The 25353-nt window shown below is 67.9% G+C and carries 13 protein-coding genes; 2 read left to right on the top strand and 11 right to left on the bottom strand.

The features are described 5' to 3' along the window. Positions 1 to 512 precede the first annotated feature (512 nt). The 4 genes from ABCS02_RS01580 to ABCS02_RS01565 are packed head-to-tail and all read right to left on the bottom strand — an operon-like array spanning position 513 to position 9207. On the bottom strand, positions 513 to 1985 hold the full coding sequence (locus ABCS02_RS01580) for an NAD(P)-dependent oxidoreductase (RefSeq protein ID WP_345833856.1): 1473 nt from the start codon (positions 1983 to 1985) through the stop codon (positions 513 to 515). Then, complete coding sequence (locus ABCS02_RS01575; protein WP_345833855.1) at positions 1982 to 2857, bottom strand: alpha/beta hydrolase fold domain-containing protein; 876 nt, start codon at positions 2855 to 2857, stop codon at positions 1982 to 1984. Before ABCS02_RS01575 ends, ABCS02_RS01580 begins: the two co-directional genes overlap by 4 nt. Next, entirely contained in the window at positions 2854 to 7929 is a 5076-nt protein-coding gene (locus ABCS02_RS01570) for a family 78 glycoside hydrolase catalytic domain (RefSeq protein ID WP_345833854.1), read from the bottom strand. Before ABCS02_RS01570 ends, ABCS02_RS01575 begins: the two co-directional genes overlap by 4 nt. Before the next feature lie 15 nt (positions 7930 to 7944). Continuing rightward, positions 7945 to 9207, bottom strand: a complete 1263-nt coding sequence (locus ABCS02_RS01565; RefSeq protein WP_345833853.1) for an MFS transporter — start codon at positions 9205 to 9207, stop codon at positions 7945 to 7947. 235 nt (positions 9208 to 9442) lie between these two features. Between ABCS02_RS01565 and ABCS02_RS01560 the strand changes: the two genes are divergently transcribed. Next, positions 9443 to 10450: a LacI family DNA-binding transcriptional regulator gene (locus tag ABCS02_RS01560; protein WP_345833852.1), complete on the top strand. Its 1008-nt coding sequence runs from the start codon at positions 9443 to 9445 to the stop codon at positions 10448 to 10450. Between the two features lie 363 nt (positions 10451 to 10813). On the opposite strand, the gene ABCS02_RS01555 is transcribed toward ABCS02_RS01560, so the two are convergent. The 5 genes from ABCS02_RS01555 to ABCS02_RS01535 form a co-directional block, all read right to left on the bottom strand. Continuing rightward, complete coding sequence (locus ABCS02_RS01555) at positions 10814 to 11824, bottom strand: LacI family DNA-binding transcriptional regulator (RefSeq protein WP_345833851.1); 1011 nt, start codon at positions 11822 to 11824, stop codon at positions 10814 to 10816. A gap of 58 nt (positions 11825 to 11882) precedes the next feature. Continuing rightward, positions 11883 to 12740: a carbohydrate ABC transporter permease gene (locus ABCS02_RS01550; RefSeq protein WP_345833850.1), complete on the bottom strand. Its 858-nt coding sequence runs from the start codon at positions 12738 to 12740 to the stop codon at positions 11883 to 11885. After that, positions 12737 to 13678 (bottom strand): sugar ABC transporter permease, encoded by a 942-nt coding sequence (locus ABCS02_RS01545; RefSeq protein WP_345833849.1) that lies wholly within the window; start codon positions 13676 to 13678, stop codon positions 12737 to 12739. Before ABCS02_RS01545 ends, ABCS02_RS01550 begins: the two co-directional genes overlap by 4 nt. 89 nt (positions 13679 to 13767) lie before the next feature. Next, on the bottom strand, positions 13768 to 15090 hold the full coding sequence (locus ABCS02_RS01540; RefSeq protein ID WP_345833848.1) for an ABC transporter substrate-binding protein: 1323 nt from the start codon (positions 15088 to 15090) through the stop codon (positions 13768 to 13770). Between the two features lie 32 nt (positions 15091 to 15122). After that, positions 15123 to 17282, bottom strand: a complete 2160-nt coding sequence (locus ABCS02_RS01535; RefSeq protein WP_345833847.1) for a glycoside hydrolase family 36 protein — start codon at positions 17280 to 17282, stop codon at positions 15123 to 15125. Between the two features lie 238 nt (positions 17283 to 17520). Here ABCS02_RS01535 and ABCS02_RS01530 point away from each other — a divergent pair, with 238 nt between their 5' ends. Beyond that, on the top strand, positions 17521 to 20229 hold the full coding sequence (locus ABCS02_RS01530) for a CBM35 domain-containing protein (RefSeq protein ID WP_345833846.1): 2709 nt from the start codon (positions 17521 to 17523) through the stop codon (positions 20227 to 20229). 126 nt (positions 20230 to 20355) lie between these two features. On the opposite strand, the gene ABCS02_RS01525 is transcribed toward ABCS02_RS01530, so the two are convergent. Together ABCS02_RS01525 and ABCS02_RS01520 are read right to left on the bottom strand one after the other, a co-directional pair. Continuing rightward, positions 20356 to 22170: an RICIN domain-containing protein gene (locus ABCS02_RS01525; protein ID WP_345833845.1), complete on the bottom strand. Its 1815-nt coding sequence runs from the start codon at positions 22168 to 22170 to the stop codon at positions 20356 to 20358. A gap of 173 nt (positions 22171 to 22343) precedes the next feature. Next, positions 22344 to 25232 carry a carbohydrate-binding protein gene (locus ABCS02_RS01520; protein WP_345833844.1) on the bottom strand — a complete coding sequence of 963 codons (2889 nt, stop codon included), beginning with the start codon at positions 25230 to 25232 and terminating at the stop codon, positions 22344 to 22346. Between the last annotated feature and the right edge of the window lie 121 nt (positions 25233 to 25353).

Raw genomic sequence — 25353 nt, 5'->3', positions numbered from 1 at the left:
GCCAAAAGCCAAACCGCGGCTGATCATCAGCTGCAATTCCCAGTGTTGGACGGGTCTGTAACTAGGCCAGGAATCGAACTCGCGACACCACGATTAGGTTCCTGCAGAACATCTAGGGTCGCGTAAGGCGAGATTCGCTTGATTTTCCGCTGATTTCGATCGCAGATGCATCATTAGAGCGGCCCTCGATCTGCTTCAATGTGCGGGGTAAGTGCGGGGTTGGTCCAGCCAGTCAGGAGCGGCAACAGCGTACGGGGACGGACTGAACCGTCTTCGCGATCGGCCCGCGAACCTAGGTCGGGCGACGGAGCGCTAGAACGAATGGCGCCCACCGACTCGCATTCTTGAAGCGTCGCTCTTCAAGCTTGAGCAGTCCCCGCACTGCGGGGACCCCCACCGATGTTCGTGGGGCCGCGCGCAGCGCTCGGGTTCCCTCCGCCGCGAGGGATCCTGCTGCCAGCTCCAGCGCTGCGTTCGACATGACGAGCCTGAACATGGAAATGCGGCCTCCGTCAGTGTCGAGCCGCTTCGTCACGACGCGCGGGCGTGCGCGACGAGTACAGCTGGGCGAGGAAAGCGTTGTGCTCGGCCTGGCGCTCGTAGCCGGCGCTGTCGCGCGTACAGTCCGGGCACCAATGGCCGCCGATGAGGAGCAGGAACGGACTGGCGGCGAAGATGTGGCCGAACGCGCAGCTCCAGATCAGCGGCTCGCGAGGGCGCCCCACCTGAACGACCGGGGAGACGAGTTCGCCGCCGCGGAACTCGGCAGCGTGCACGTAATCGGTGCGATCCCAGTCCTCGGGCGTTTTGCGTTCGTCGAAGCCGTGGTCGAGGCACGACGGCACTCGCGAGGGTTCAGGCACGGTGAACCTCGTCCAGTCGCCGATGGCCTGCCATGCCTCGAGCGACCCGAAATGAGCGCGGATCGCCGCATCGTCATGGTGAGCGATGGCGTGCATAGTGCCGCGCGGCTTCCGTGTGAGCGGTCGCATGACGAGGTGCTTCACGATCCACCCCGGTACGCGACCGGCCGACCGGACAGAGTTGGGCAGCGTCGCGACAGCGCGCTCGAACGCCTGATCGAACGTGTCTTTCCGGAACGGGACGAGCTCGTGGAGTCTGTCGCTGTCGGTGTACCAGTGTCCGTGGAAGTTCTGGGTGGCGAACCAGTTGCGGTTGTACCAGCCGCGCACGTCGGCGACGCCGAGAGCGCCGCTGATGGCGGTCTGAAGCTGCCAGTTCGTCAGCCGCCACTCCTCACCGCCGCCAATGTTGTAGATGCCGCCCCAGAACTCGTCGGGCAGGTCGCGTTCGGCTATGCCGGCGAGCAGCCGTGCGGAGTCCTCGGCGGTCGCCCACTCCATGACGCCGCCCAGGGTGGAGTGGGTCATGATCGGGTCGCGGAGCGCGAGCATCCCGGGGTGGAAGATGCCGGTCTGACGCAACCACGCCCACTTCGGCAGCTTCGACTCGATCAGCAGTTTCTCGGCGACGACCTTCGTTTGCCCGTACTCGTCGAACTGCGACACACGGATGGGGTCGCCGACACGTCCCCAGTGGATCGGGGGTGTTCGGTCGCCGGTCTCCGCGACCGAACCGATGCCCACGACCCCGACCGATCCGGGGTCGGACAGCGCCGCGACCGCGCGGATGAGGTTCTGCATGCTTCCGATGTTCACGCGCTGCGCGAGCTCGGGGTGCTGGTCGGCGAGCGGCGAGACGACGGCGCCGACGTGGAGAACCAGGTCGACATCCCGGATGGCGCGTTGGACGTCGGCCGGGTTCAGCAGGTCGCCCCGGAAGATCTCGAGGTTCTCCATGTCCGCGAACTCCTCGAGGACCGCGCGATCCTGCGGTGTGTCGAGGACGAAGGCGACGACCCGCGTCCGGTCGGCGCGCTCGCGGAACTCTCGGAGCGCGGCACGGCCCCAATTGCCCGTCGCACCGGTGAGGAGGACTCGGGTTCTCGGATCGGTGGCTGTCACAGTCGGGCCCCTTCCGCACGGGTTGCGAGTCGGTCGGTAATGAGGTCGATCGCTTGTGCGAACCGGCGAGTACCGGGGACGTTGAGGAAGCCGTGGAATCCACCACGGACGATGCGGTAGCCGACGTCCGTGCCCGCTGCACGCAGCTGGGAGGCGAAGAGCGATCCGGAGGCTCGCAAGGAATCCCGCTCGGCGTCGATGATCAGCGTCGGCGGCATCCCCGCCAGGGCCTGATCGCCGGGGAACGCGTCGTGCATCGCCGCCTCCGAGCCGGCGTAGTTGCGGTTGATCCGGGCGATCGTGCCGGGCCGGAACCTGAACCATCCCGCCGGCCCGCGCAGCGCGGCGCGAACCTCAGGAGAGGGAGAGGGCAGAGACGCGTGGAAGCCGCCGTAGACGACAACAAGGTCGCTCGGGAGCGTGGCGCCCGCGCCGACGAGACGGAAAGCGACGGTTGCGGCAAGACACGCCCCTGCGCTGGCACCCCCCAGCGCGACCACCCCATCAGCCCGCGCGACCACGTCACGGAACACGTCTTCGAGGTCGATTGCCGGGCGCGGGTAGCGCACACCGGAAAGCGACCCATCGGGAAACGGCCGGTTCTTGGGCCAGGCGGGGACGAGTGAGTAATCCACGGCGACGACGCTCAACCCGGACTGGGCGACCGCGGCCGCGACGGCATGCGATTCGGGCATCTCCAGGTCGCCGTGAACGAAGCCGCCGCCGTGGGCCCATACCAGGGTGCCGGGTTTGTGCGCATGCGGATTCGTGTAGCGCCGGATGCGGATCGGGTTGGAGCCGCCACTGACGATGTCGTCGTCGATCCGGAGCCCGCGCTCGAGCGCGTCCAGGCGACGCCGTCTGCGGCTCACGACGCCACCTCGCTCAACTCTGCTCCCCCGGCGCTCAGCGCGATCAGTTGGTCGAGCGCCTCGTCCGGGATCTCGACTCCCGGGAACCGCGCGAATTGCCCCATCGGCATCGACTCGACCATCTTGAGCATGTTGCCGTTGGCGTCGGCCGCGGCGAGCTGCTCCTCCGATGCTCCGGCCATCATCGCTTGCATCAGGGCCGGCCCGACCACGGGATGGCCGAACCAGTCGCCGACGGTCGATGCCAGTGAGAGCACCTGGGGCGCGTCCACGTCGCCGTCGAGGTCGATCGGCCGCTCGGCGACGATCTGCTCGGCCGATTCGCCGAGCTGGATCGCGTAGCTGCCGGGTGCGACCCACCACCGTGCACGCGGGGTGTCCCAGAACGCGAACGCGCGCCGGGTCAGCGGGATCTCGACTGTGGTCGACTCCCCCGGCTCCAGCCGTACCTTGGCGAAGCCGACAAGCTCACGCGCGGGGCGCCGAACCGGAGCGCTTGTCGGCGCGACGTACAACTGCACGACCTGCGCTCCCGCGACCGCGCCGATGTTCGTGACCGTGATGCGAGCGAGCGCGCCGTCGGCGCCCGTCGCCTCCACCTCCAGTGCCGACTCGAACGTCGTATAGCTGAGTCCGTGCCCGAAGGGATAGCGCACCTCGCGCCCGACGGTCGTGTAGTAGCGGTAGCCGACGAACACGCTCTCGCTGTAGCGGACGACCTTGTTCTCGCCGGGGAAGGAGAGGTACGAGGGGGTGTCCTCCAGCCGCAGCGGGATGGTCTCGGCGAGCCGGCCGGACGGGCTGATCGCACCCGTGAGCACGCCGGCCAGCGCGTGGCCGACGGCCTGGCCGAGCGCCCATCCTTCGACGATCGCGTCGACGCTGTCGTGCCATGGCTCGAGCGAGACGACACCGCCGTTGGAGAGCACCACGACAGTGCGGGGTGCCGTTGCGGCGACCTCCTGGATGAGGCGGACGTGCGCGTCAGGGAGGTCGATGCCCGTGCGGTCGAATCCTTCGGACTGGTCTTCCTCATAGAGGCCGACGAAGACGACCGCGACCTCGGCATTGCGCGCTGCCGCGACCGCCTCCTCTCGCAGGCGTTCATTCGTCTCCGGGGCGGTGCGGTCGTAGCCGGGAGCGAAGACGACCTCCGAGCCGAGTCGAGCGCGCAGCTCATCCAGCGGGATGTCGAGCCGGCTCGGGTTCACGTGCGAGCTGCCGCCGCCCTGGTATTGCGGCTCTGCGGCGAGCTGCCCGAGCACAGCGACACGCTGGCCCTGTCGGAGCGGCAGGGTGTCGTTCTCGTTGCGGAGCAGCACGATCGCCTCGCCGGCGGCTCGGCGGGCCAGGTCGTGGTGGGCGTCAGCGTCGAACGTGTGATCGCCGTCACCGGGCGATGTGCGCTCAGCGAGCTGGGCCAGCCGGGCCACACTCCGCTCCACCACCGAACGGTCGAGACGTCCATCGCGCACAGCGGCGATGATCGCCTCGGTGCCCTCGTCGCCCGTGCCCGGCATCTCCAGGTCGAGGCCGGCCTTCAGCGCCTGGACCCGGTCCTTGATCGCGCCCCAGTCGGAGACGACGAGCCCCTCGAAGCCCCACTCGTCTCGGAGCAACTCGGTCAGCAGCCACTCGTTCTCGGAGGCGAACGACCCGTTGATCGCGTTGTACGCGCTCATCACCGTCGCCGGTTGCGCCTCAGTGACGACCTGCTCGAACGCGGGCAGGTAGATCTCGCGCAGTGCACGGTCGTCGACCTGGGCGTCCACCCGCATCCGTTCGGTCTCCTGGTTGTTGACGGCGAAGTGCTTCAGGGATGCGCCGACGCCGGTGCTCTGGAGGCCGTGCACATACTCGGCGGCGATCATCCCGGTGAGTCGCGGGTCTTCCGAGAAGTACTCGAAGGTCCGACCGCCCAGCGGCGAGCGTTTGATGTTGATCGCCGGCCCGAGCAGCACGTCGACATCCAATGCGCGCGCCTCGCGGCCCAGCGCCGCGCCGACCTCCCGCACCAGCGCAGGGTTCCAGGTGGAGCCCAAGCCGACCCCGGGTGGGAAGCAGGTGGACGGGAGGCTCTGGTTGAAGCCGAGGTTGTCGGCCGTGCCGGCCTGCCGGCGAACGCCGTGCGGACCGTCGACCAGCACGAGCGAGCGGATGCCGTCGCCTTCACGCGTGGACCAGAAGTCGCGACCCGTGAGCAGGGCCGCGTCACGGGTAAGAGCGCCGTCATCCACGGTCGGCTCGGGTACTGTGATCACGTCGTCCGGCACGGGTTCACCCGCGCTGACGGCCGCGAAGCCACGCTCGAGGTCGGCGAGGACGGCGTCCGGGCCGGGGAGCATGGCAGCGATCTGACGGGGGGTGACGGCTTCCTGGCCGCGGAGCCCCGCCTCCATGTGCTCGGCCGCCTCGGGGACGTGCTTGGTGATGACACCGGTGAGGACGGCCATCGCGTCCGCGCTCTCGACGAGCGTGCCGAGCGGGGTGTCGACGGTCACGGTGACGTGCGTCTCCACGTCGACCTCGAAGGGTTCAGTGAACTCGTGCTCGCCGTGGCCGACCGAGTGCCGGGCGCCGGAGGGGAGCACCACCTCCGCGGTGACACCGACCGGGATGCGGACAGCCAGGCGAAGTTCGCCGTCGCTGAGTACCCAGCCGCTCTCAGCCGTGCCGTAGGGCGTCTTCAGCCGGCCGGAGGCCGACGTGAGTCCACGCCGCGGAGGCTGCGGTGCGATGCGAAGCTGCCGGTAACCCGGCGCCGCGGGCGCGAGACCGGCGACGACGCGGTGCAGCCAGTCGCCGACCGCGCCGAACGCGTAGTGGTTGAACGAGGTCATGCCGGACGGGTTGACGGTGCCGTCGGGCAGCAGCGAGTCCCACCGCTCCCAGATCGTCGTCGCACCCTGCTCGACGGTGTACAGCCAGGACGGCGCCTCGGTTTGGAACAGAAGCTTGTACGCGGTGTCGAGGTGCCCGTTGGCCGAGAGCGCATCGCAGATCAGCGGCGTGCCGACGAACCCGGTCGCGATCTTGAAGCCGTTCGAGCGCACGATTTCGGCGAGCCGGTCCGCGGCCCGTGCCCCGGCGGCTGCATCCCCGGCGAGGTCGAACTGGAGGGCGAGCGCGTAGGCCGTGGCCGAGTCGGAGAGGACGCGGCCGGCCTCCGAGACGTATTCGCGGCGGAAGGCGGTGGCCACCTCGTCCGCCAGCGCGCGGAGTCGCGCCACCTCCGGGTGCTCGAGAAGTGCTGCCGCGTCGGCGACGATGCGTGCCGAGCGGGCGAAGTACGCGGTCGCGACGATCTCCGGGTAGGTGGCGGCCGCTTCCGGCCGTCCCGCCGGCGCGGAGGGGTCGAGCCAGTCGCCGAACTGGAAACCCGCGGACCAGATCCGGTCGGCGCCGGCCGCCGCCTCCACTTCGGTGACCCAGGCGAGCATCGAGTCGAACTGCCGGGCGAGGACGTAGAGGTCTCCGGTCGTCTGATACATGGTCCACGGCACGACCGTGGCCGCGTCGGCCCAGCCTGCCATCGGCCCGGTGTACCCGGTCGTGATGGCAGGGACGACCATCGGGGTGCCGCCGTAGCGAGCCTGCTCCGCGGCCAGGTCTTTCAGCCAGGAGGTGAGGAAGCCTGCGGTGTCGAACAGGTACTCCGCCGTCGGCGCGAAGACCTGGAGGTCGCCGGTCCACCCGAGCCGCTCATCCCGTTGCGGGCAGTCGGTGGGAACGTCGACGAAGTTGCCGCGCATCCCCCAGACGATGTTCTGGTGCAGCCGGTCCAGCTTGGGGTCGGATGCCGTGAACCAGCCGGTGCGTTCCAGGTCGGAGTGCAGCACTTCGGCGACCACCGCTGAGGGGTCGAAGTCGCCGGGCCAGCCGGTCACTTCCGCGTACCGGAAGCCGTGGAAGGTGAATCGCGGCGCCCACACCTCAGCACCGTCACCCTCTGAGCCGCCGCCGCGGAGCACGTAGGTGTCGGTCGCCTTGGCGCCGCGCAACGGCTCGGTCGCGAGTTCTCCGGCCTCCAGAACCTCAGCGTGCCGGAGCACGATGGTGTCCCCGGCTTCGCCGTGCACAGTGATCCGGAGGCGGCCGACGAGGTTCTGCCCGAAGTCGAGAATGGTCCGCCCGGACGGCGAGACGATGACGTCGGCGACCGGCACCGTCTGGGTGACCTTCACCGGCGGACCGTCGGGCGCGACCAGCAGGCCGGTGTCGAATTCGGAGACTGTCACTGGCGTCCAGTCGCCCGACGGACTGCCGGGCCTCGACCAGCTCGGGTCGAAAAGCCGGGCGTCGAAGTGCTCCCCGTTGTATAGGTCCGCAAAGACGATCGGCCCGGCGCTGCTCTCCCAGGCGGCGTCGGTCCCGATCACCTGCCGGTCGCCGTCTTCGTACTCGACCTCCAGCTGGGCCAGCAGCCCCAGCTCGGTGCCGTACCACTCGCGGCGTCCGTCCCAGCCGAGGTAGCCGCGCCACCAGCCGTCGCCAAGCCACGCGCCGATGGTGTTCTCGCCGCCACGGATCAGGTCGGTGACGTCGTAGGTCTGATAGCGCAGGCGGGATTCGTAGGCCGTCCACCCGGGTGCGAGCTCGTCGTCGCCGACCCGCTGGCCATTGATTTCGAGCTGGTACAGGCCGTGCGCCGTCGCGTAGAGGCGGGCTAGGCGCACCCGCTTGGAGGGCAGCCCGGCCGTTCGCCGGAGGAGCGCAGCGGCACCGGCGACCGGGGTGATCAGCTTCGCCGTCCAGTCGTCCGGCTTGAGCAAGCCGGCTTCGACCTCCGCCCACTCCGACCACTCGGAAGCCGTCCGGTCCTCGCCTTGCACGCGAACGCGCACCCGTTCGCCGTCGCGCGAAGCGAGCGAAACGAACGGCCACGGGACGAGCACCGATTCGCCACCGGCGACGTAGACGACCTCGCCCGAGGCCGCCTCGATCTGATAGCCGACCTGGGCCCAGCCGATCGGTGCGTCCTCGACGATCCAGCTGAGCCGGGGTGCGGCTTCGCCGACGCCGAGGGCGTCGCGGTGGTGTTCGAAACGGACGGGGGTGACGGTGACGGTCATGACGAGCCTTAGGGATCAGCGGACGGAGCGGATGCGGAGGATGACGAGGCCACCGAGCAGGACCAGAGCTGCGGCGACGAGGAAGAGCAGCGTGTAGTTCTTCTGACCACCGGTGACCCCGATGAGGAGGATCGCCGAAGCCACGAGCGGGGCGACCGCTTGCGGGATCGAGGTAGCGAAGCCGGTGATACCCATGAAGCGCCCTGCGTCCGTGTCCTTTTCCGGCAGCACATCCAGCAGCAGCGCCTGGTCGACCGCGGCGAACAGGCCGATTCCGAGCGATACCACCAACGAGCCCGCGATCAGGAACGGCAGCGAGCTGGAGAGGGCCATCGTCGTCATGCCCGCCGCCATCACCGCACCGCCGAGCACGAGGAAGACGCGGCGCCGACGCAGTCGGTCGGAGAGGAAGCCGCCGCCGAGTGCGCCAGCGGTCGTGGCGAGCACGCCGATGCCGCCGAGGGCGGCGATGACGCCGGCAACCTTATCGACCGTGACGCCCATGCGCTCCGCGAAGAAGAAGGCGGTGAAAGTCGTGTTCAGGGTGAGCCCGAAGTAGAAGAGGAATCGGCCGAGCCAGTTCCAGGAGAAGTCCGGGAACTGCGCCGGGTTGTAGACGTACTTCCGCAGCAGACGGCCGACGGTCAATTGCTCTTTCGGCAGGCTGCGGCTGTCGTCTTCGTGCACGAGGGTGACGAAGAGTGTCACCAGGATGACGCCGACCGCGCCGGGGACGAGGAAGAGCAGCAGGGCATTGGCCGTGAAGAACTGGGCGATGACGACACCGAACACGGGAGCGATCTGCGTCGCGAAGCCGGTGAGACCGCCGACCTTGCCGCGCTGCGATTCTGGGAGGCGGTCGGCAGTGGAGATCTGGAGGTTGCTGAGCACGGTGCCCCATCCCCACTGCGCGAGGACCCAGCCGACTCCGAGCAGCACGACCGACGGTGCGACCGCCATCCAGACCAGGGAGATGACACCGACGACCATGCCGCCGATCATGAAGGGACGGCGGCGGCCGATGCGGGTCCGGGTCCGGTCGCTCCACACCCCCATGAACGGTGCGCTCAGCATCACGAACAAGGCGCCGGTGCCGGTGATGTAGCCGAGGTACTCGGCGTGCCCCGGAGCGATCGACTGGACCCGGATCGCGAGCGAGATCGCGATGGGGGTGATGAAGGCCATGAAGACGCCGAACTGCGCCAGCACCATGAACCAGATGTACTTGGCGCCGACCTTCGGAAGCTCCGGCGGGGTCTGCACCTCTTCGGCGACCACCTCGGGATGAACGGTCGGAGTGGGAAGCGGTGATGGCATCGCTGCGACGACTGGTTCGTCGCTGGTGGGGTTCGACATGTCAGGTGACTCCATCGTCAGGGCTCGATCGTCAGGGCTCGATCGCTAGTGCGCGATCGCCAACTAAGTAACTAGCACGAGCTAGTGATGTCACTATAGACGCGCCTAGCTAGCACGTGCAAGTGCGAGATAGAGTCGGTACGACGAAGGAGAGTCTGTGACGAACTCGGAAGCCCTCAAGCGCGTGACCGCCGCCGATGTCGCGCGCGCCCTGGGGATCTCCCGCGCGACGGTCGGCTTCGTCCTCAACAACACTCCTGGTCAGACGATCTCCCCGGCGACCCGGGAACGTGTGCTCACCGAGGCGAAGCGCCTCGGGTACAGACCGCACACGGCCGCGCGCGCACTCCGGAGCGGTCAGAGCCGCATCGTGCTGCTGATCCTCCCGGACTGGCCCATGGACTACAGCATGCGCACGCACCTGGACGAGGCCTCCCTCGTCTTGGATCGGGCCGGATATTCGCTGGTCACGATGACGCCGCATCCCGGCGGGCAGGCTCAACCTCTCTGGGAGACGCTGCGCCCCGACGTGGTTCTCGGGATGGCGCCCCTCCCCCGCACCGTTGTGGCGGAGATCAGAGACAGCGGCGTGCAGCATGTGATCGCGGCCGTTCTCGAGGACGAAGCGCAACCTGGCGCCGACGACCTGCGGTACGTCGAAGGGCCGCGCATCCAGGTCGAGCACCTCCTGGAGCGGGGCCGGACCACGCTCGCATTCGCCGGCTCGGCGGATCCGCGCATCGTGGACCTCGTGCGCACCCGCCGTGCGCTAGCGACTCGGACACTGCTTGAACGGACCGGCAGCAGGTTCGCTGCGGATGCGGACATCGACCACACCAACGCGACCGAGACGGTGGGACAGTGGCTGGCGCAAGGAGTCGACGGCGTCGTCGCGTACAACGACGACATCGCCGCCCTGGTCGCGGGCGCCGTCCTCCGCGCCGGCCACACGGTACCAAGGGACGTCGCGGTGATCGGCCACGACGACAGCCCCCTGGCATCGCTTTTCGTGCCCAGCCTCACGAGCGTGCGGATCGACACCGCGGGACTCGGGCGCTATGTCGCAGAACTGGCACTGAGCGCGGTGACCGAATCGCCGAAGCCGGAGGCCGGCCCTGAGACCGAGGCGCAGCTGGTCGTCCGCGAATCCACTGGGCGTCGGTAGTCAAATCCCCGCTCCCGGGGCGTCGACTCTGCCACCCATATTGATGGGCGGGGACGGAGGGATTTGAACTCTATTCGACGACCCCGGAATCCCGTGGATCTTGAAGATTTTCCCTGATCAGAACTGCTAATTGGATCACATATGATCACATAGAGTCTATCTGGATCTCGTTCATCCGTGGGCAAAATGTGGGCAAACGCGCGCAGTTCCGTTTGCTATAAACTGTGCAACTGACGGAGGTTGTTGACAGTCGGGTCTTCCACTTGGGAGGACGCTCAAGGTCAACTTCTCGCGTTCATGTCAGCTACACAGCAAACTGATGGCCATGCACTCCGCGCGCGCTATTCGCGGTGAACGAGCCCGTCACTTCCGAGGCGGCGCCGTGCTCTCGCGGATGACCACCGTCGGCCGTTCGGACGAGAACTTACGCACCTTCCGGCCACTGATCACGGTCTCCAGCAGCTCATACGCGCGCGACCCCAGTCCGGCGAAGTCCTGGTCGACCGTCGTCAGCGGCGGCGTCCACATCCGAGCGAGCGGGTGGTCGTCGAAGCCGGCGACGCTGACGTCCGCCGGAACCGACTTGCCACCCTCGGTCAGACCGCGGATGACGCCCATCGCGATCTCGTCGTTACCGCAGAACACTGCCGTCACCGAGGGGTCCGCGGCGAGCGCGCGGCCGATCTCACGGCCGGACTCCGGCTCCCAGCTCGCGTCGATCGGCACGGGGATGGGCGCGCCGTGGGCGACGAGCGCGCGGCGCCAGCCGGTTGTGCGGCCATCCTCCTTGCGGGACGGGGGCACCCGGACGTGTTGGACGGTCTCATGTCCGAGCCCCAGCAGGTAATCGACGACCTCCTCCGCCGCTTCCGCCTCAGCCAGCACGGCCTGCGGCACGCCCGTCTCGCGGACGCCGGAGATGGACACCGTCGGGATCGACTTGGGGATGCTGTGCAGCGCGGCCACGCCCGGCGGGTCGAACTTGAGCACGACCACCCCGGCGATCGGCTGGTCCAGCACGAGCGAGACCGCTCGCGCGACGGTCTCGTCGTCGGCGGACTCCACGACCGTGATCGTCACCGTGTAGCCCGCGGCGCGCGCGCTCTCCTCGACACCGCGGATCGTCTCCGCGTAGCCGTACCGGGAGGTGTTGCCCGCGATCACCGCGATGAGCTTCGGGTGACGGGCGACCAGGGCGCGCGCGGCTGCGGATGGCCGGAAGTCCAGTTCCTGGATAGCCTGCATGACCTTGGCGCGCTTCTCTTCCGAGACGTACGCGGCGCCGTTGAGCACGCGTGACACGGTCGGGACGGATACCCCGGCCCGGCGTGCGACGTCGCTGATCACAGGCGGTCTCGGGGCGTTGTTCGACATCGTCCTCAGCATAGCGACGCCCCTCCCCTGAGCCTCCACGACCGGCCCCCGCCGCGGCTCACTTGACCGCGCCGCTGGTGATGCCGGAGATGATCCGGCGCTGCATGACCGTGAAGGTGATCAGCAGCGGGAGGCTCATCAGGATGATGTACGCGAAGATCAGGTGCCAGTTCTGCAGGTACAGGCCCGAGCTGGCGACCTGGTAGAGGTTCAGCGGCAGCGTGTCGAGTCGGCCGCCGACCACGAATAGCGCGTAGAACACGTCGTTCCAGATGTAGAGGCAGATCAGGATGGTCGCCGTCGCGAGCGTCGGCCCGAGCAGCGGCATGATCACCCGGAAGAAGACCCGGAGCGGGCCGGCGCCGTCGACGCGTGCGGCCTCCTCCAGCTCGACCGGGATGGTGCGCACGAAGCCGGTGACGAAGAAGATCACCGTTGACAGGTACATGCCCATGTAGACGCCGATCATGCCGACCGCGGTGCCCGCGAGCCCGATCTGGCGCAGCAGCAGCACGATCGTCACGACTGCTGGCGGGAGGACAATACCGCTGATGCCGAGCGCATAGACGAAGGCGATCGGCTTGCTGCGCCGGCGGCCGAGGATCCACGAAGCCATCGCCCCGAGCAGCAGCACCCCGAACACGGACGGAACCATGATGAGCAGGCTGCCAAAGAACGCGGCGATCATCCGGCCCTGGTCGAGCACGGTCGCGAAGTTCTGCAGAAGGTGCCAGGTGGTAGGGAGGGCGAGGCTGGGGTTCAGCGCCTCTGCCTGGTCCTTGCCCGCTGTGACGACGACGAGCCAGAACGGCACGCCGAGCAGGAGCACGACGAGCAGGATGGCGACGATCGGCTGGACGACGCGCGACGGCGTGACCCGCCGGCGAGGGCGGCGGGACGGGGTGAGGGCGCTCACAGCACGTTCTCCCTTCTGCGGAGGAAGTAGATGACGGGGAAGGCGAGGATCGTGACCATCAGGAACAGGCTGAGGCTCATGGTGGTGGCCTGGGCGAACAGCCCCTGCCCGAAGGTGCGGAAGATGAAGATGTTGAGCAGTTCGGTGGTGCCGCCGGGGCCTCCGGCAGTGGTGGCCTGCACGATGTCGAAGCCGTTCATCGAGCCGAGCAGGGCCGTGGCCACGTTGAAGGTCACAGCTGGTGCCAGCAGCGGGAAGCGAATGGTTCGGAACGTGGTCCACCAGCTCGCGCCGTCGAGCCGCGCGGCCTCAAGGATGTCCTCGTTGATGGTCTTGAGTCCAGCGAGGTAGATGAGCATGGAGAGGCCCATCCACTTCCACGCATGGATCAAGGCGACGACGACGATCGTCCAGGTCGTGCTCCCCAGCCAAGCGATGGTGACGTGCTGCCCGGTGAGGAAGGACAGGATCTGATTGAGGCCACCCGCTGGCTTCAGCAGCGCCTGGAAGATGTAGCCCACGGCAAGGGCCGACATGACGACCGGCACGAAGAACGCAACGCGAGCGAATCGGTTGATGCGGGTGTCGCGCTCCAGCACAAGGGCCAGGATGAGACCGAACAGGTTCTGGAAGATCGCGACAAGGACCGCGTAGATCAGTGTGATCCGCAGGTCGCTCAGAAGGCTGCCGTTGCCGAACAGCGAGGCGAAGTTGTCGAAGCCAACGAAGTTGATTTGGCTGTGGAAGCTGGACCAGTCGGTGAAGGCGTAGACGAAGTTGAAGATCGTCGGAACGAAGAAGAAGACGACCAGCACGATCAGGGCGGGGACGAGGAACCAGGCGGGATGGTCCTGGCGGCGTCCGGTTCGGCGGCGCTTCTCCACCGTGCGGGCGACCGCCGGTGGCGCGGGCGCTAGGGGCGCGAGTTGTGCGGTCATCGGGTTTGTTGCCTTTCGTGGGTCCTGTACCGGTGGGCCGGGGCGGCGGGTGTCGCCACCGCCCCGGTACACCGGTTTGGAGTTGCGGGCTAGAAGCCCTTCACTCCCTGCGCCTTGGCGAGCTGGGCGAACTGGTCCTGGGTGGTCTGCGCCACCTGGACCGGCGTCTTGGTGCCCTGGATCATGTCGGCGAGGTTGAGGTACAGGTCGGGGTTCGCCACGGCGAGTGCCTGCATCGAGCCGACCGAGGTGTCGAGCGATTTGGCGACGTCCTGCAGCGCCGTCGGGACGTCGCTCGGGGTGTCGACGCCCTTGATGAGCGAGACCGTGGACTGGGCCTTCACGAAGTCGTTGTACCCGTCGCCGAGCCAGTAGCTGAGGAACTGGCGGGCCGCGGCCTCGCGCTTGCTGTCACCGGTCTTGAAGGCGACGAGGGCGTTGGACTGGTCGGGGATGAACGTGCCGACGTTGCCCTTGGGCGAGATCGGGAAGAAGCCGATCTTCTTGTTCAGGTCCGCAGTGTTGGAGGTCGCTTGCAGCTCGCCGAAGAACGAGTTGACCTGCATGACCATCGCCGCCTTACCGTCCAGCAGCGCCTTGCCCTGGTCGACGAACGTCGCGGTCTTGATGTCGGAGTTGAACAGACCCTGCTGGATCAGCTTCTGGTAGTTGTCGATCGCGCCCTGGATCGTCGGGTCGGTGAACTTCTCGGTGTTGGAGTTCACCTTGTCCCACAGGCCGGTCTTGGCCGCGTCGGCGAGCTGCGCCTGCACCCACCATTGGGTGGCCCACTTGTCGCCGCCCATCTCGTAGAACGGGTCGACGCCCTTCGCCTTCAGCGCCTGCGCGTCGGCGATGAACTCGTCCCAGTTCTTCGGGGTCGAGCTGATGCCGTTGGCCGACAGGACGTCCTTGTTGTAGTAGACGCCGATCACGGCCGGGGTGGTGACGAGGGCGGCATAGCGGGTGCCGTTCAGGATGCCGGTCATGTCGCCGAGGTTGCCCGTGTAGTTCTTCACCCAGGGCGCGCCCTGGAGCGACTGCAGGTTCTGCGTGGCGTTCAGCGCCGTCAGCTCGGAGGCGGTGGGCTGCCAGAAGGCCAGGTCGGGCTTGTCACCCGTGGCGACCTTGGTCTGGATGCCCTGCTCGTACGGGTCGGGGATCGTGACGACCTTGACCTTCGCGCCGGTGAGCTTCTCGAAGCCCGAGATGACGCTGTCAGCGGTCTTGTTGGAGTTCTGGGCGGCCCAGATGGTCAGGTTCACGCCGCTGAGCTTCGTGTCCTGAGCCGGCCAGGTGGCGGCGCCGCTGCCGGAGCCTCCCGAGCCGGGGTCGCTGCATCCGCTGAGGACCAGCGCCGCGGCGGCCGCGATGGCCGCGACGGTCGCGGCTCCCTTCCAAGCGATCTTCATTGAACTGCTCTCCTTGATATGTCGTAGCGAGGTTAACGCCACTGGGTTCGAGTAGCGGAATGTATTGCGGTCGGCGACGGGACACCGGGGGCGGTGCGTCCGACGGCCTGGAGACGGAGGACTCGTGCGCCTGCCTCATCGGCAGGCCCGGCGACGCGCAGTCGTCCGGTTTCCGCGTCCCAGTGGGTGCTCCACTCGGGTAGCGAACGCGGAAAGATCGTGGTGACCGTGAGGTCGGAGCCGGTGAACCGGCCGAGGTCGAGCTCGATCCCGCCGGCGGCGGGATCGCGGTTCCAGACCGTGAGGAGGGCGCCGCTGTCGACAGCGAGCCCGAGGGCGGTCCACGGCGCATCCCAGGCCGGGATGCCGAGCGGCCAGAACGGTGTCGAGGCGAGCAGGTCGCCGCGCAGCGACTTAGCGACAGCGACGGCGTCGGCGACGAGATCCAGCCTCCCCTGGTCCATCCGGCCCAGGTGCCCAGAGACGTAGTAGCGGCCGAGCAGGCCGGTCGCGAGGCAGAAGGCGGCCTCCTCGTTGGTCATCTCCGGCTGCGGGTACGCCCAGCTCGCCGTCTGCTCCGGGAGGATGGAGGCCGGCGCCGCGGCGGCGATCGGCGGGTACTTGAGGAAGTCCTGCTGGTCGGAGGTCGACTGCATCTGCAGCAGGGAGAGCATCGCGAAGTCCGCGCGCATGGCGCCGGAGCCGCAGTTCTCGAGCACGAGCTCCGGGTGGCGGTCGAGCACGCCCTCCAGCCAGGCGAGGTGCGCGCGGTTGTGCGCGAGCAGGCCGGCGCCGACGCTGTCGGCGTCGAGGTCGGTGCCCGGACCCGGGTTGATGTTGTAGTCGAGTTTGAAGAAGCCGATGCCGAAGTCGTGGACCAGGCGGTCGACGACCTCGTCGAGGTGGGCGCGCGCGGCCGGGTGGCGCAGGTCGAGATGGTAGCGGTGGTGCTCGACGACGCGCTTGCCGCCGCGCTGGAGGAACGCCTCGTCCGGCAGCCGCGCGGCCATCGGGCTGTTCACACCGATGACCTCCGGCTCCAGCCAGAGCCCCGGCACCATCCCGGCGGCGCGGATGCGGTCGATGACCTCCCCGAGGCCGCCCGGGAAGCGCGTCGTGCTCGGCGTCCACTCCCCCACGGTGTCCCACCACTCGCCGCTGTCGTCGTACCAGCCGGCGTCGATGCAGAAGACCTCTGCGCCGACGGCAGCGGCCGCGTCGATCAGCGGGAGCAGTTTCTCGCTGGTCGGGTCGCCGTTGAGCGTATTCATGTAATCGTTGAAGATCACGGGCATCGCCGTGTTGTCCGGGTGGTCGCGCCGGGCCGCTCGGCGGTAGGCCGTGAGCTGCGCGATCGCAGCGGTGAAGTCGGAGGCCAACGCGATCGCGACGGGAACCGTGCCGAACGCGTCGCCCGGGTGGAGTGTCTGCGTCCACTGGTGGTCGGTGTCGGTTGGACCGGACAGCGCGACGTAGCCGCTTGCGGTGTCCTCGCCGATCTCCCAGCGCCAGGCGCCGTTGTGCTCGATCTGCCACGCCCACGCGGCGCCGAGCCGACCAGAGCCGACGGCCGCGACGGGGAGGTGCTTGCCGGTCGACCAGGTGCCGGTAGAGGTGACGCTGAACTCCCCGCGCGGGTTGTGGTTGGTGAGGTGCTGCTCGAGGCGCGGGAACCTCACGCCGTTGAGCGGTTCGCTGATCCAGCGCCCCTCGCCGAGCCAGTCGCTCAGGGCGTGGTGGACGTCCCAGTCCCGGATGCTGCTGGAGGCGTCCCCGCCGAGGTAGAGGGCGAGCGACGGGATGGAGCGGAGGACCAGGTCGTCGTCGCCGCGGTTCACGACCGTGACCGACGAGCGGAGGACGCCGAGGCCGTCCGGGAGCTGCAGCAGCAGCTCGATCTCGAGACCGGTGCCGGCGTGCCGCATCCGTAGGCTCAGCTCGCGGCCGGTGGGGGTGGTCCGCTCCTCGTGCCCGGCGTAGCGGGACTCGTGGCCGATCACCGTGTGGACCAGCCGGTCGTTGGCGAGCGAGTGGCCGTGGCAGACCGTGAGCACGTCGACCAGCGGGAGGCCGGCCGGCATCTCGAGGCGGACCCCGGCCGAGGCGACCGACGCGATGCGCGGAGCGGAACCGGCCGACCATTCGAGTTCGACGGTCAGCGTTCCGTTGCCCCAGCTCAGGCGGTCGGTCATCGGGTTCCTCTTCTTCGCGGATGCGGTGCCGCGCCGGCGGTTCGTCGCTCGGCGCTGGATCCATGATAGCGGTATCAGACAAGAACGCAAGTCTCAATCTGATAGCGCTATCAGCCATGTGAACATTGAAGTCCCCACCCCCTTGCGAGGGCAGACGAAATCGCTATCATGATAGCGGTTTCAGGTTGCGTCGATGTGACCGGGGCCGTCCATCCATCCCGTACGAAGGAGTACCGCTTTGACCTCCCCACTCGCCCGGCGCTCTCGCCGCCGGGCACTCCTGCCCGCGATCGCCGCCTCCGCCGGCGTCGCTCTCACCGTCGGCTGCCTGGTGGCCGCACCGGCCTCCGCCGCTCCGGCCGACCCGCTCTCCGTCGACTTCTCGAAGACCACCGGCGCGTTCCGCGGCGGCGCGACCGGGACGCTCTACGGTCTCGGCGACGACGGCGTCCCCAGCCAGGCCGTGCTCGACGGAGCGCACATCACCAACACCTCCCAGAAGCCGCCCCAGGGGGCGCAGCACCCCAGCGGCGACGCCCTCCAGGTGGAGAAGTCCTTCTTCGCCGGCGGCGGCAAGGACCTCTACGTGTACGTGCAGGACATGTACCCGGACTGGCCGTACAACGGCGGCAAGCGCCCCGGCGACGCCAACAACGACGGCGTCTGGGACTACCTCCCGATCCTCAAGCAGGCCGTGGAGGACGTCGCCACCAAGTCGCAGGACCCGTCGAAGTACGTGTTCATCCCCTTCAACGAGCCGGACGGCGGCAACTGGTACCCGAACTGGTCGACGCAGAAGGACCAGTTCCTCGCCGACTGGACCGCCGCCTACGACACCATCCAGAGCGTCTACGCCGAGCACGGCCTCGGCCACGCCCGCGTCGGCGGCCCCGGCGACTCGACCTGGCACCCCGATCGCAGCGCCGACTTCCTCGCCTACGCGAAGCAGCACGCCGAGCTGCCCAACGTCTTCATCTGGCACGAGCTCGGGACGAACAACCTGGCGACGTTCCGCAGCCACCGCGACGCCTACAGCGCGCTTCTCACACAGCTCGGCATCGCCCCCATCCCGGTGAACATCACGGAGTACGGGATGCTGCGCGACATGAGCGTGCCGGGCCAGCTCGTCCAGTGGATCTCGATGTTCGAGGACGAGAAGGTCGACGCGCAGACCGCGTTCTGGAACTACGCGGGCAACCTGTCCGACAACTCGTCGCGCAACAACGGCGCCAACGGCGGCTGGTGGATGTTCGACTGGTACGGCTCACTCGCCGGGTCGCAGACCGCGACGGTCACCCCGCCGCACCTCAACACGGTCGACAGCCTCCAGGGTCTCGCCGCGATCGACACCGCGAACCGGAAGGCCACTGTGCTCTTCGGCGGCGGATCGTCCGATGTCGCGCTCGACGCGAAGGGACTCGACGTCTCCACCTTCGGCAAGACCGTGCAGGTGACGGTGCGCGCCGACCGGCTGAACGGCGCCGAGGGCGCGTCGCTGCAGCCGCCGGTGATCCTGTCGACGACGGCGAAGATCCAGAACGGCGAGGTCCAGGTGACGGTGCCGAACAGCGACCGCTACTCGGCGTACCAGCTCGAGATCACGCCGCAGGCGACCGACCCGCAGCCGGTCTCCCGTGCGCTGGTGAACAGCACCGAGGCCGAGAACGCGACCATCGCGAACGCGACCATCTACACCCAGGATCCGTCCCGCGAGTGGTCGTTCATGGCCTCCGGCGGCAAGGACGTCGGCTCGTTCAACAAGGCCGCTTCGTCCGCGACCTGGAACGTGACGGTGCCGACGAGCGGTGACTACCGTCTCTCGGTGCTCGCCGGCGCCAACCAGGCTCCCGGCCAGCACGCGCTGTTTGTCGACGGCGCCTACAACCAGCTCGTGAAGTATTCCGCCGACCTCGGCTGGACCTACCGCGGAACGACGGACGTCACGCTCCACCTCACGGCGGGCACGCACGCGCTGTCGCTGCGGGCCAGCAAGGACGGCGTCACGGTGCTTCCCGGCGCCGACATCACCCTCGACCGGGTCGACCTGTACGACCTGACCGGCGGCGAGCAGGCCGTGTACCCGGCCGTGGACGCGACCCTGGCCGGAGGCGCAGCCCTGTCGTGGCAGCAGCCGGCGGCACGCGGCTACGCGACGGTGTCCGGCGACGCGAGCGCCGCGTTCTACGCGACCACCGCGGAGACCGGGTACTACGACGTCACCGTGCACTCGGCGACCAGCGGAGGAGGCGCGACCCTCGCGCTCTCGGTGAACGGCCGTACCCTGTCCCTCCCGGCCACCGGAGGCCCAGGGACGTTCGACTCGACCGCACGGGTGTACCTACCGCAGGGCGTGAACGAGCTGACCGTCCGCGCCACCTCAGGCAGCGCGCTCATCGGCGGCATCTCCACACTCCGCGGCGCGGCTCAGAAGGCGGCGGACACGGATCCGGCCGCGGTGTTCCACAGCGAGGCCGAAGCTCTGCCCCGCTCCGGTGCCGCGACCGTGCAGACCGACCCGGCGAACTCCAACGGTTCGGCCGACGCCAACGGCGTAGTCCGCGACGTCGGCTACATCGGCAACGGCGCGGGCAACACGCTCAGCATCCCCCGCCCGTCCGGCTTCGATGCCGGCGACTACCAGCTGGTAATCTCGGCCGCGAACGCCGACAAGTCTGCAGCGATTAACTACAACCCGCAGGTGATCAGCCGGTTCCTCGACATCAGCGAAGCCGGTGGTGACAGTGTGCGGGCCGCGTTCCGCCACAACTACTCGTGGAACAGCTTCTGGGACAAGACCGTTCCTCTCACGCTGACCACGGACGGCGGGGCACTCACCCTCGGGAACGCGACGGCCTACGGCCCGAACATCGACACGATCACCCTCGCGCGTTTCGTGTCGGGGGCGCCATCCACGGTTGCGGTTCAGACCGGGCTCGGCACCAAGTGAGGTAGCAGGGGCGCCGAGGTCGACCCTCGGCGCCCCCTTCTCACCTCCGGTTGCCCATGCCTTGCACCTTTCAAGGGCTTCTCATCGCGGCAGTCTTCCGGCCACAACGGGAAGACGAAGGGATTCCTACTTGGCTACGAGTTGCCAGTCCTGCGTGCCGCCCCCGTTGTCGGACGGCTGTAAAGTCAACGGGGCTCCCGCCGAAGATCCCGTGAGGTAGAGCGAGGGGTTCTGCACACTCTGGAAGTACACGTACCCGCTACTCTTCGTCACCATCGCGAAAAGGCCATTCGCAGCGTTGTCGACCCACTGACCGATCTGCTGGCCCTGCGTGGCGTTGCCGGTCCAGATCTCCGCCGCACGGCCACCTGACTTGTTGAGGAGTGTGATGTTGCCGTCTGGCTTGGTGGTGATGTGCCAGAGCTGCGTATCCGGATTGCCCGCCGATCCTGCGCTCTCCAAGCGGACGTCCGGGGCGTTTCCGTTTCCGATGTTGGCGTCCGTGGTGTTGTTCGTGGTGCCGATCACCTGACCGGTGAGTTTGTTCACGATCTGGTAGTACGTGCCCGCTGAGTGACCGAAGTCGATGTCGGCGTTGATTATCGTGGACGTGCCCTGGTTGGCCAGGATGACGACACGCCCGGTGGTCGCGTCGTAGGTGAGGTTGCGGCTGTACGCGCCGGGCATGGTCGTCTGGTACGCGGTCCAGGTGCCGGTGCTGCTGCCACTGGAGTTCATCCAGACGTTGCCGCTCCCCGCGGCGTTGAAGAGGATCCGACCGTCCGGAAGCCGCACGATGACCGGGCTTCCACCGGTGGTGAGCGCACCGGATCCAGTGGTGACGGGCAGCGTCGTGATCCCGGTGCCCGCGGCGCCTCCGACCGAGTAGAAGTGCAGCGGGTCACTTGCGACCTTGTAGCGGACGTTGTCGCCTCCGCCCCAGTACTCGTAGGTGAGCATCCACTTGCCGTCCGTGGTCTGGACGACGTTGGCCATGCCCGGTCGGCCGCCGCCGATCTCGGTCTTGCCGCCTCCCATCGTCACCGTCGTCCCGGTGACATCGACGACGGGACTGCTCCAACTCGAGTTGCTGCCGTTCCAGGTGCGGTGGGCGAGGATCTGCCCGTCTGAATCGGTCGCGGTGGCGTTGTTCGGGTCGAGCGTCGGCGCGCCGGTGCTGGAGTTATAGCCGGTGTAGTCGTTCTCGTCCGAGTAGTAGGCGACGAGCTGGTTGTTGTAGACCAGCAGGTAGGGCTCCCACACGGGGTCGACCTGCTTGTAGGTGTTGGCGTTCGAGACGTTCTGGCCGATCGCGCCGGCGCTCCCGCCTTGCCAGCTGCCAGTGGTGACGACGTTGAGGAAGTTCCACGACGCACCGCTGTCGGTACTGGAGTACAGGGCGATGGCCATGTCTTTTCGGTCACCGTCATTGGTGGGCACCCAGCTCGGGTTGGCGGCCTTCTGCTCGAGGTAGTAGTAGTCGTCGCCGGAAACGACGGCCGCCATGACGAGCGTGCCTGCGGCGAGATTGCCGACCTGCTGGGGAAGCACGTACAGGTAGGGGTTGGTCCAGGCGCTGGTGTACTTCGCGATGGACGGGTCGCTGGACAGGTAGGCGGGGGCCTGGACCTGCGAGAGCAGCTGCCAGGTGGTTCCGTCGTCGTCGCTCTTGTAGACCGGCAGGGTCTGGCCGACGGCACTGCCGGAGGAGGGCACCGTGGACTGTTCGAAAGAGGCGACGAGTCGCCCGCTGGAGAGTTGCGCGGCCTTCGGGTAGATCGCGCAGTTGCCGCGACCCTTCAGACATGCCTGGTTGGACGGCAGCTGATAGATGGTTCCGGGGGTGGGGCTGTATGCCTGCGCCGAGATCGCGGTCGCGACGACCAATGCCGTGGCGGCGATCAGACTTCCGATGGCGCGGCGGATGGTGGATTTCTTCATAACCTCTTCCTTGGGGTTCTGAATCCGGGACGCGGACCGTCCCGTGCTGCCGGAGCGCTGTCGGCGCTCCGGCTCCCTGGCCGACGGCACCGATGACAACCGCCGACCAGGAAGTATCCGCCCGAGTGAGGGTGCGGGATCTTCGTCGCACACCCTCACTCGGCATGTGAGCGTCAGCTCAGGGGTGCCCAGGGGCCGTTTGCGCTGCCGGGAACCTGATTGCGGGAGTACCACTTGGCGACGTAGATGACGCCGTTGTAGCTCGCCTTGTCGCCGGCGTTGAAGACGCGCGAGGGTGTCCATAGTGCGGTTCCGTCGGGTGCGGTGGCGATCTCCTCCCACGGGCCGGTGGTCGAGCCCGGGGTCTCACCGCGGGTGTACCAATCGGCGCGGAACGTTCTGCCCTGATAGAGGACAGTGTCGCCGGCGAGGAACACCCGCGATGCCGTCCAGACGGTTGCACCGCTCTCGGTCATCGCCTGCTGCTGCCACGCGCCGGTGGTGGTGGACCCGGGCGTCTCGCCCTTGGTGTACCAGCCGGCCTTGTAGACCGAGCCGTTGTAGCTGACGATGTCGCCGGTCTGATAGGCCGTTGTCTTGTTCCACGCAGCCGGAAGGACGACGGTCACCTTCGTGGAGGTGCTCGCAGCCTGAACCGTGTCACTGCCGGAGTAGGTCGCGGTGAGGGGGTGGTCGCCGGCGGCGAGGCCGACGGGGAGCGTGAACGTGGCGGTGCCGTTGTTCAGTGTCGCGAGACCTCGATCGGTTGTTCCCTCGGTCAGTGCGACCTGGCCGGTCACCGGCAGCGGTGAGCTGACGGTGACGGTGACGGTGACGGTGGCCGCGGTTCCCCAGTTGCTGGTGACGGCGGGGGCGCTGACCGTCGCTGCGACTTTGCCGGTGGTGCCGGTGTCCCAGAGCAGCGGGGTGCCGTCGAAGACGACGGCGACCTTATAGGTCAAGTTGAACGGGAGGCTGGCTGGCAGTGTGACCGAGCCCTTCTGATCCGGCCCGAACGCGACGCTGCCAAGATCCGTTGCGGCGCCGTCGCTGCCGAACAGGTAGGCGTGACCAGTGACGTTCGCGTGCAGGAGGTTTCCGGCCGGGTCGGTGGCCGTCGCGTCTAGCGGGAGGGTGCCGCCTGCGCCCACGGGCGCATCGCCGACCAATGCCGTGGACTGGGTGCCGGGGGTGAGGTCGCCGACCGCTGGGGCCTGCTGGATGAGGGTCCAGTCCTGTGTTCCGTCGCCGTTGGTCGAGGGCTGCAGGGTCAGGCTTGCGCCCGAGGCCGAGCCGGTGAGGAAGAGCGACGGGTTCTGCACGCTCTGGAAGTACACGGTGCCGTCGGCTTTGGTGTGCAGCGAGAACAGACCGTTGGCGGTGTTGTCTACCCACTGCCCGATCCGCTGGCCGGTCGTCGCGTTCCCGGTCCAGCTCGCCGCAGCACGTCCTCCGGACTTGTTCAGCAGCGTGACGTTGCCGTCCTGTTTGGTCGTAATGTGCCAGAGCTGGGTGTCGGCGTTGGCCGCCGATCCGGCGTCTTCGAGGCGGACGTCGGGGACGTCGTGGTTGCCGATGTTCGCGTCAGTAGTGTTGTTCGTCGTGCCGATGACCTGGCCCGTCTTCTTGTTGACGATCTGGTAGTACGCCCCGTCAGAGTGCCCGAAGTCGACGTCGGCGTAGCGGATGATCGCGGAGCTGGAGGCCCCGCCCCAGGTCCCCTGGAGGATCTCGAGGCGTCCGGTGCCGGCCACGTATTGGAGGTTGCGGCTGTAGCCGGAGCCGAGTGTGGTCTGGTACTGGGTCCAGACGCCGTCGCTGCGCCCGGACTGATTGACCCAGACATCGCCGCTTCCGCTGGCGTTGTAGGCGAGGGCGCCGTCTGGCATCCGGATCAGGACGGGGCTGCCGCCCCAGGAGAGTCCGCGCGAGCCTGCGGCGTACGGGAGCACCCCCTGGCTGCCGTTCGCGTGGCTGATCTCATCGCCGGCCGCGCCGCCGACGGAGAAGAACTTCAGGGGGTCGTCCGCGATCTTGACGCGGACGTTCGCGCCGCCGCCCCAGTACTCGTAGGTGAGCATCCATTTGCCATCAGCGGTCTGGACGACGTTGGCCATGCCGGGACGGCCGCCGCCTATTTCCGATGTGCCGTTCGCCGCGGTGAAGGTCGTGCCCGACACGTCCACGACGGGCGCGCTCCAGGCGCTGCCGCTGGTTCCGTCCCAGGTGCGGTGGGCGAGGATCTGCGCGCCCGGGTCGGGTGCGGTCGCGTTGGCCGAATCCAGTGTCGCAACGCCCGTGATGGGGTCGTAGCCGGTGTAGTCGTTCTCGTCGGAGTAGTAGGTCACGAGCTGGCCCTGGTAGGCCATCAGATAGGGCTCCCAGACCGGGTCGACCTGCTTGTAGGTATTGGCAGCCGCGATATTGTGGCCGATCGCTCCGGCGCTGCCGCCTTGCCAGCCGCCCTGCGCGACGATGTTGTCGAAGCTCCAGTTCGTGCCGCCGTCGGTGCTGGAGTAGAGGGCGATGGCGACGTTGCTGCGGTCGCCGTCGTTGTTCGGAACCCAGTTCGGGTTGGCCGCCTTATGTTCGGTGTAGTACGCGTCGTCACCGGAGACGACCGCGGCCAGCACGAGAGTGCCCTTCTTCAGAGTGCCCACGTCCTCGGGCAGGACATAGAGGTAGGGGTTGGTCCAGGCGCTGACGTACTTCGCGTAGGCCGGGTCGGAGGACATGTAGGCCGGAGCCTTCACCTCGGAGAGGTGGCTCCACGTGGTCCCATAGTCCCCGCTGGTGTAGATGGGAATCGTCTGGCCGTCTGCGCTGCCGGAGGCAGGGACGGTGGAATTCTCGAAGGCGGCGACCAGCCGCCCGTCGGGCAGCTGCGCGGACTTCGGGTAGACGGCACAGTTGCCGAGCCCCTTGAGGCACTGCGCGTTGCCGAGGTTGAACAGGACTCCGCCGGTCGGGGCGTACGCCTGCGCGCTGGTCATCGGGATGACCGCGAGGGCGGATGCGGTCAGGACGACGCTGAGCGCCGTCGCGATTCGTGTTCTTTTCATTGCCCCTCCAGTGGGGTCTGGGGAGACGATGCGACGCGCGCGAGCGTTCCTCGCCAGGGCGTCGTCGACCGTCGTGAGGTCTGGTGCGTGGGCAGCTCGAACCGCGAGCCGTAAGAATGGG

Source organism: Microbacterium sp. X-17, assembly GCF_039615055.1.
Note: the sequence above shows the minus strand (reverse complement) of the source record. Positions and strands in the feature narration are given on the sequence as shown.

Coding starts and splice junctions, on each gene's coding strand:
- ABCS02_RS01570 (WP_345833854.1), bottom strand. CDS start 7,929: ATGACCGTCACCGTCACCCCCGTCCGTTTCGAACACCACCGCGACGCC.
- ABCS02_RS01555 (WP_345833851.1), bottom strand. CDS start 11,824: ATGTCGAACAACGCCCCGAGACCGCCTGTGATCAGCGACGTCGCACGC.
- ABCS02_RS01545 (WP_345833849.1), bottom strand. CDS start 13,678: ATGACCGCACAACTCGCGCCCCTAGCGCCCGCGCCACCGGCGGTCGCC.
- ABCS02_RS01540 (WP_345833848.1), bottom strand. CDS start 15,090: ATGAAGATCGCTTGGAAGGGAGCCGCGACCGTCGCGGCCATCGCGGCC.
- ABCS02_RS01535 (WP_345833847.1), bottom strand. CDS start 17,282: ATGACCGACCGCCTGAGCTGGGGCAACGGAACGCTGACCGTCGAACTC.
- ABCS02_RS01525 (WP_345833845.1), bottom strand. CDS start 22,170: ATGAAGAAATCCACCATCCGCCGCGCCATCGGAAGTCTGATCGCCGCC.
- ABCS02_RS01520 (WP_345833844.1), bottom strand. CDS start 25,232: ATGAAAAGAACACGAATCGCGACGGCGCTCAGCGTCGTCCTGACCGCA.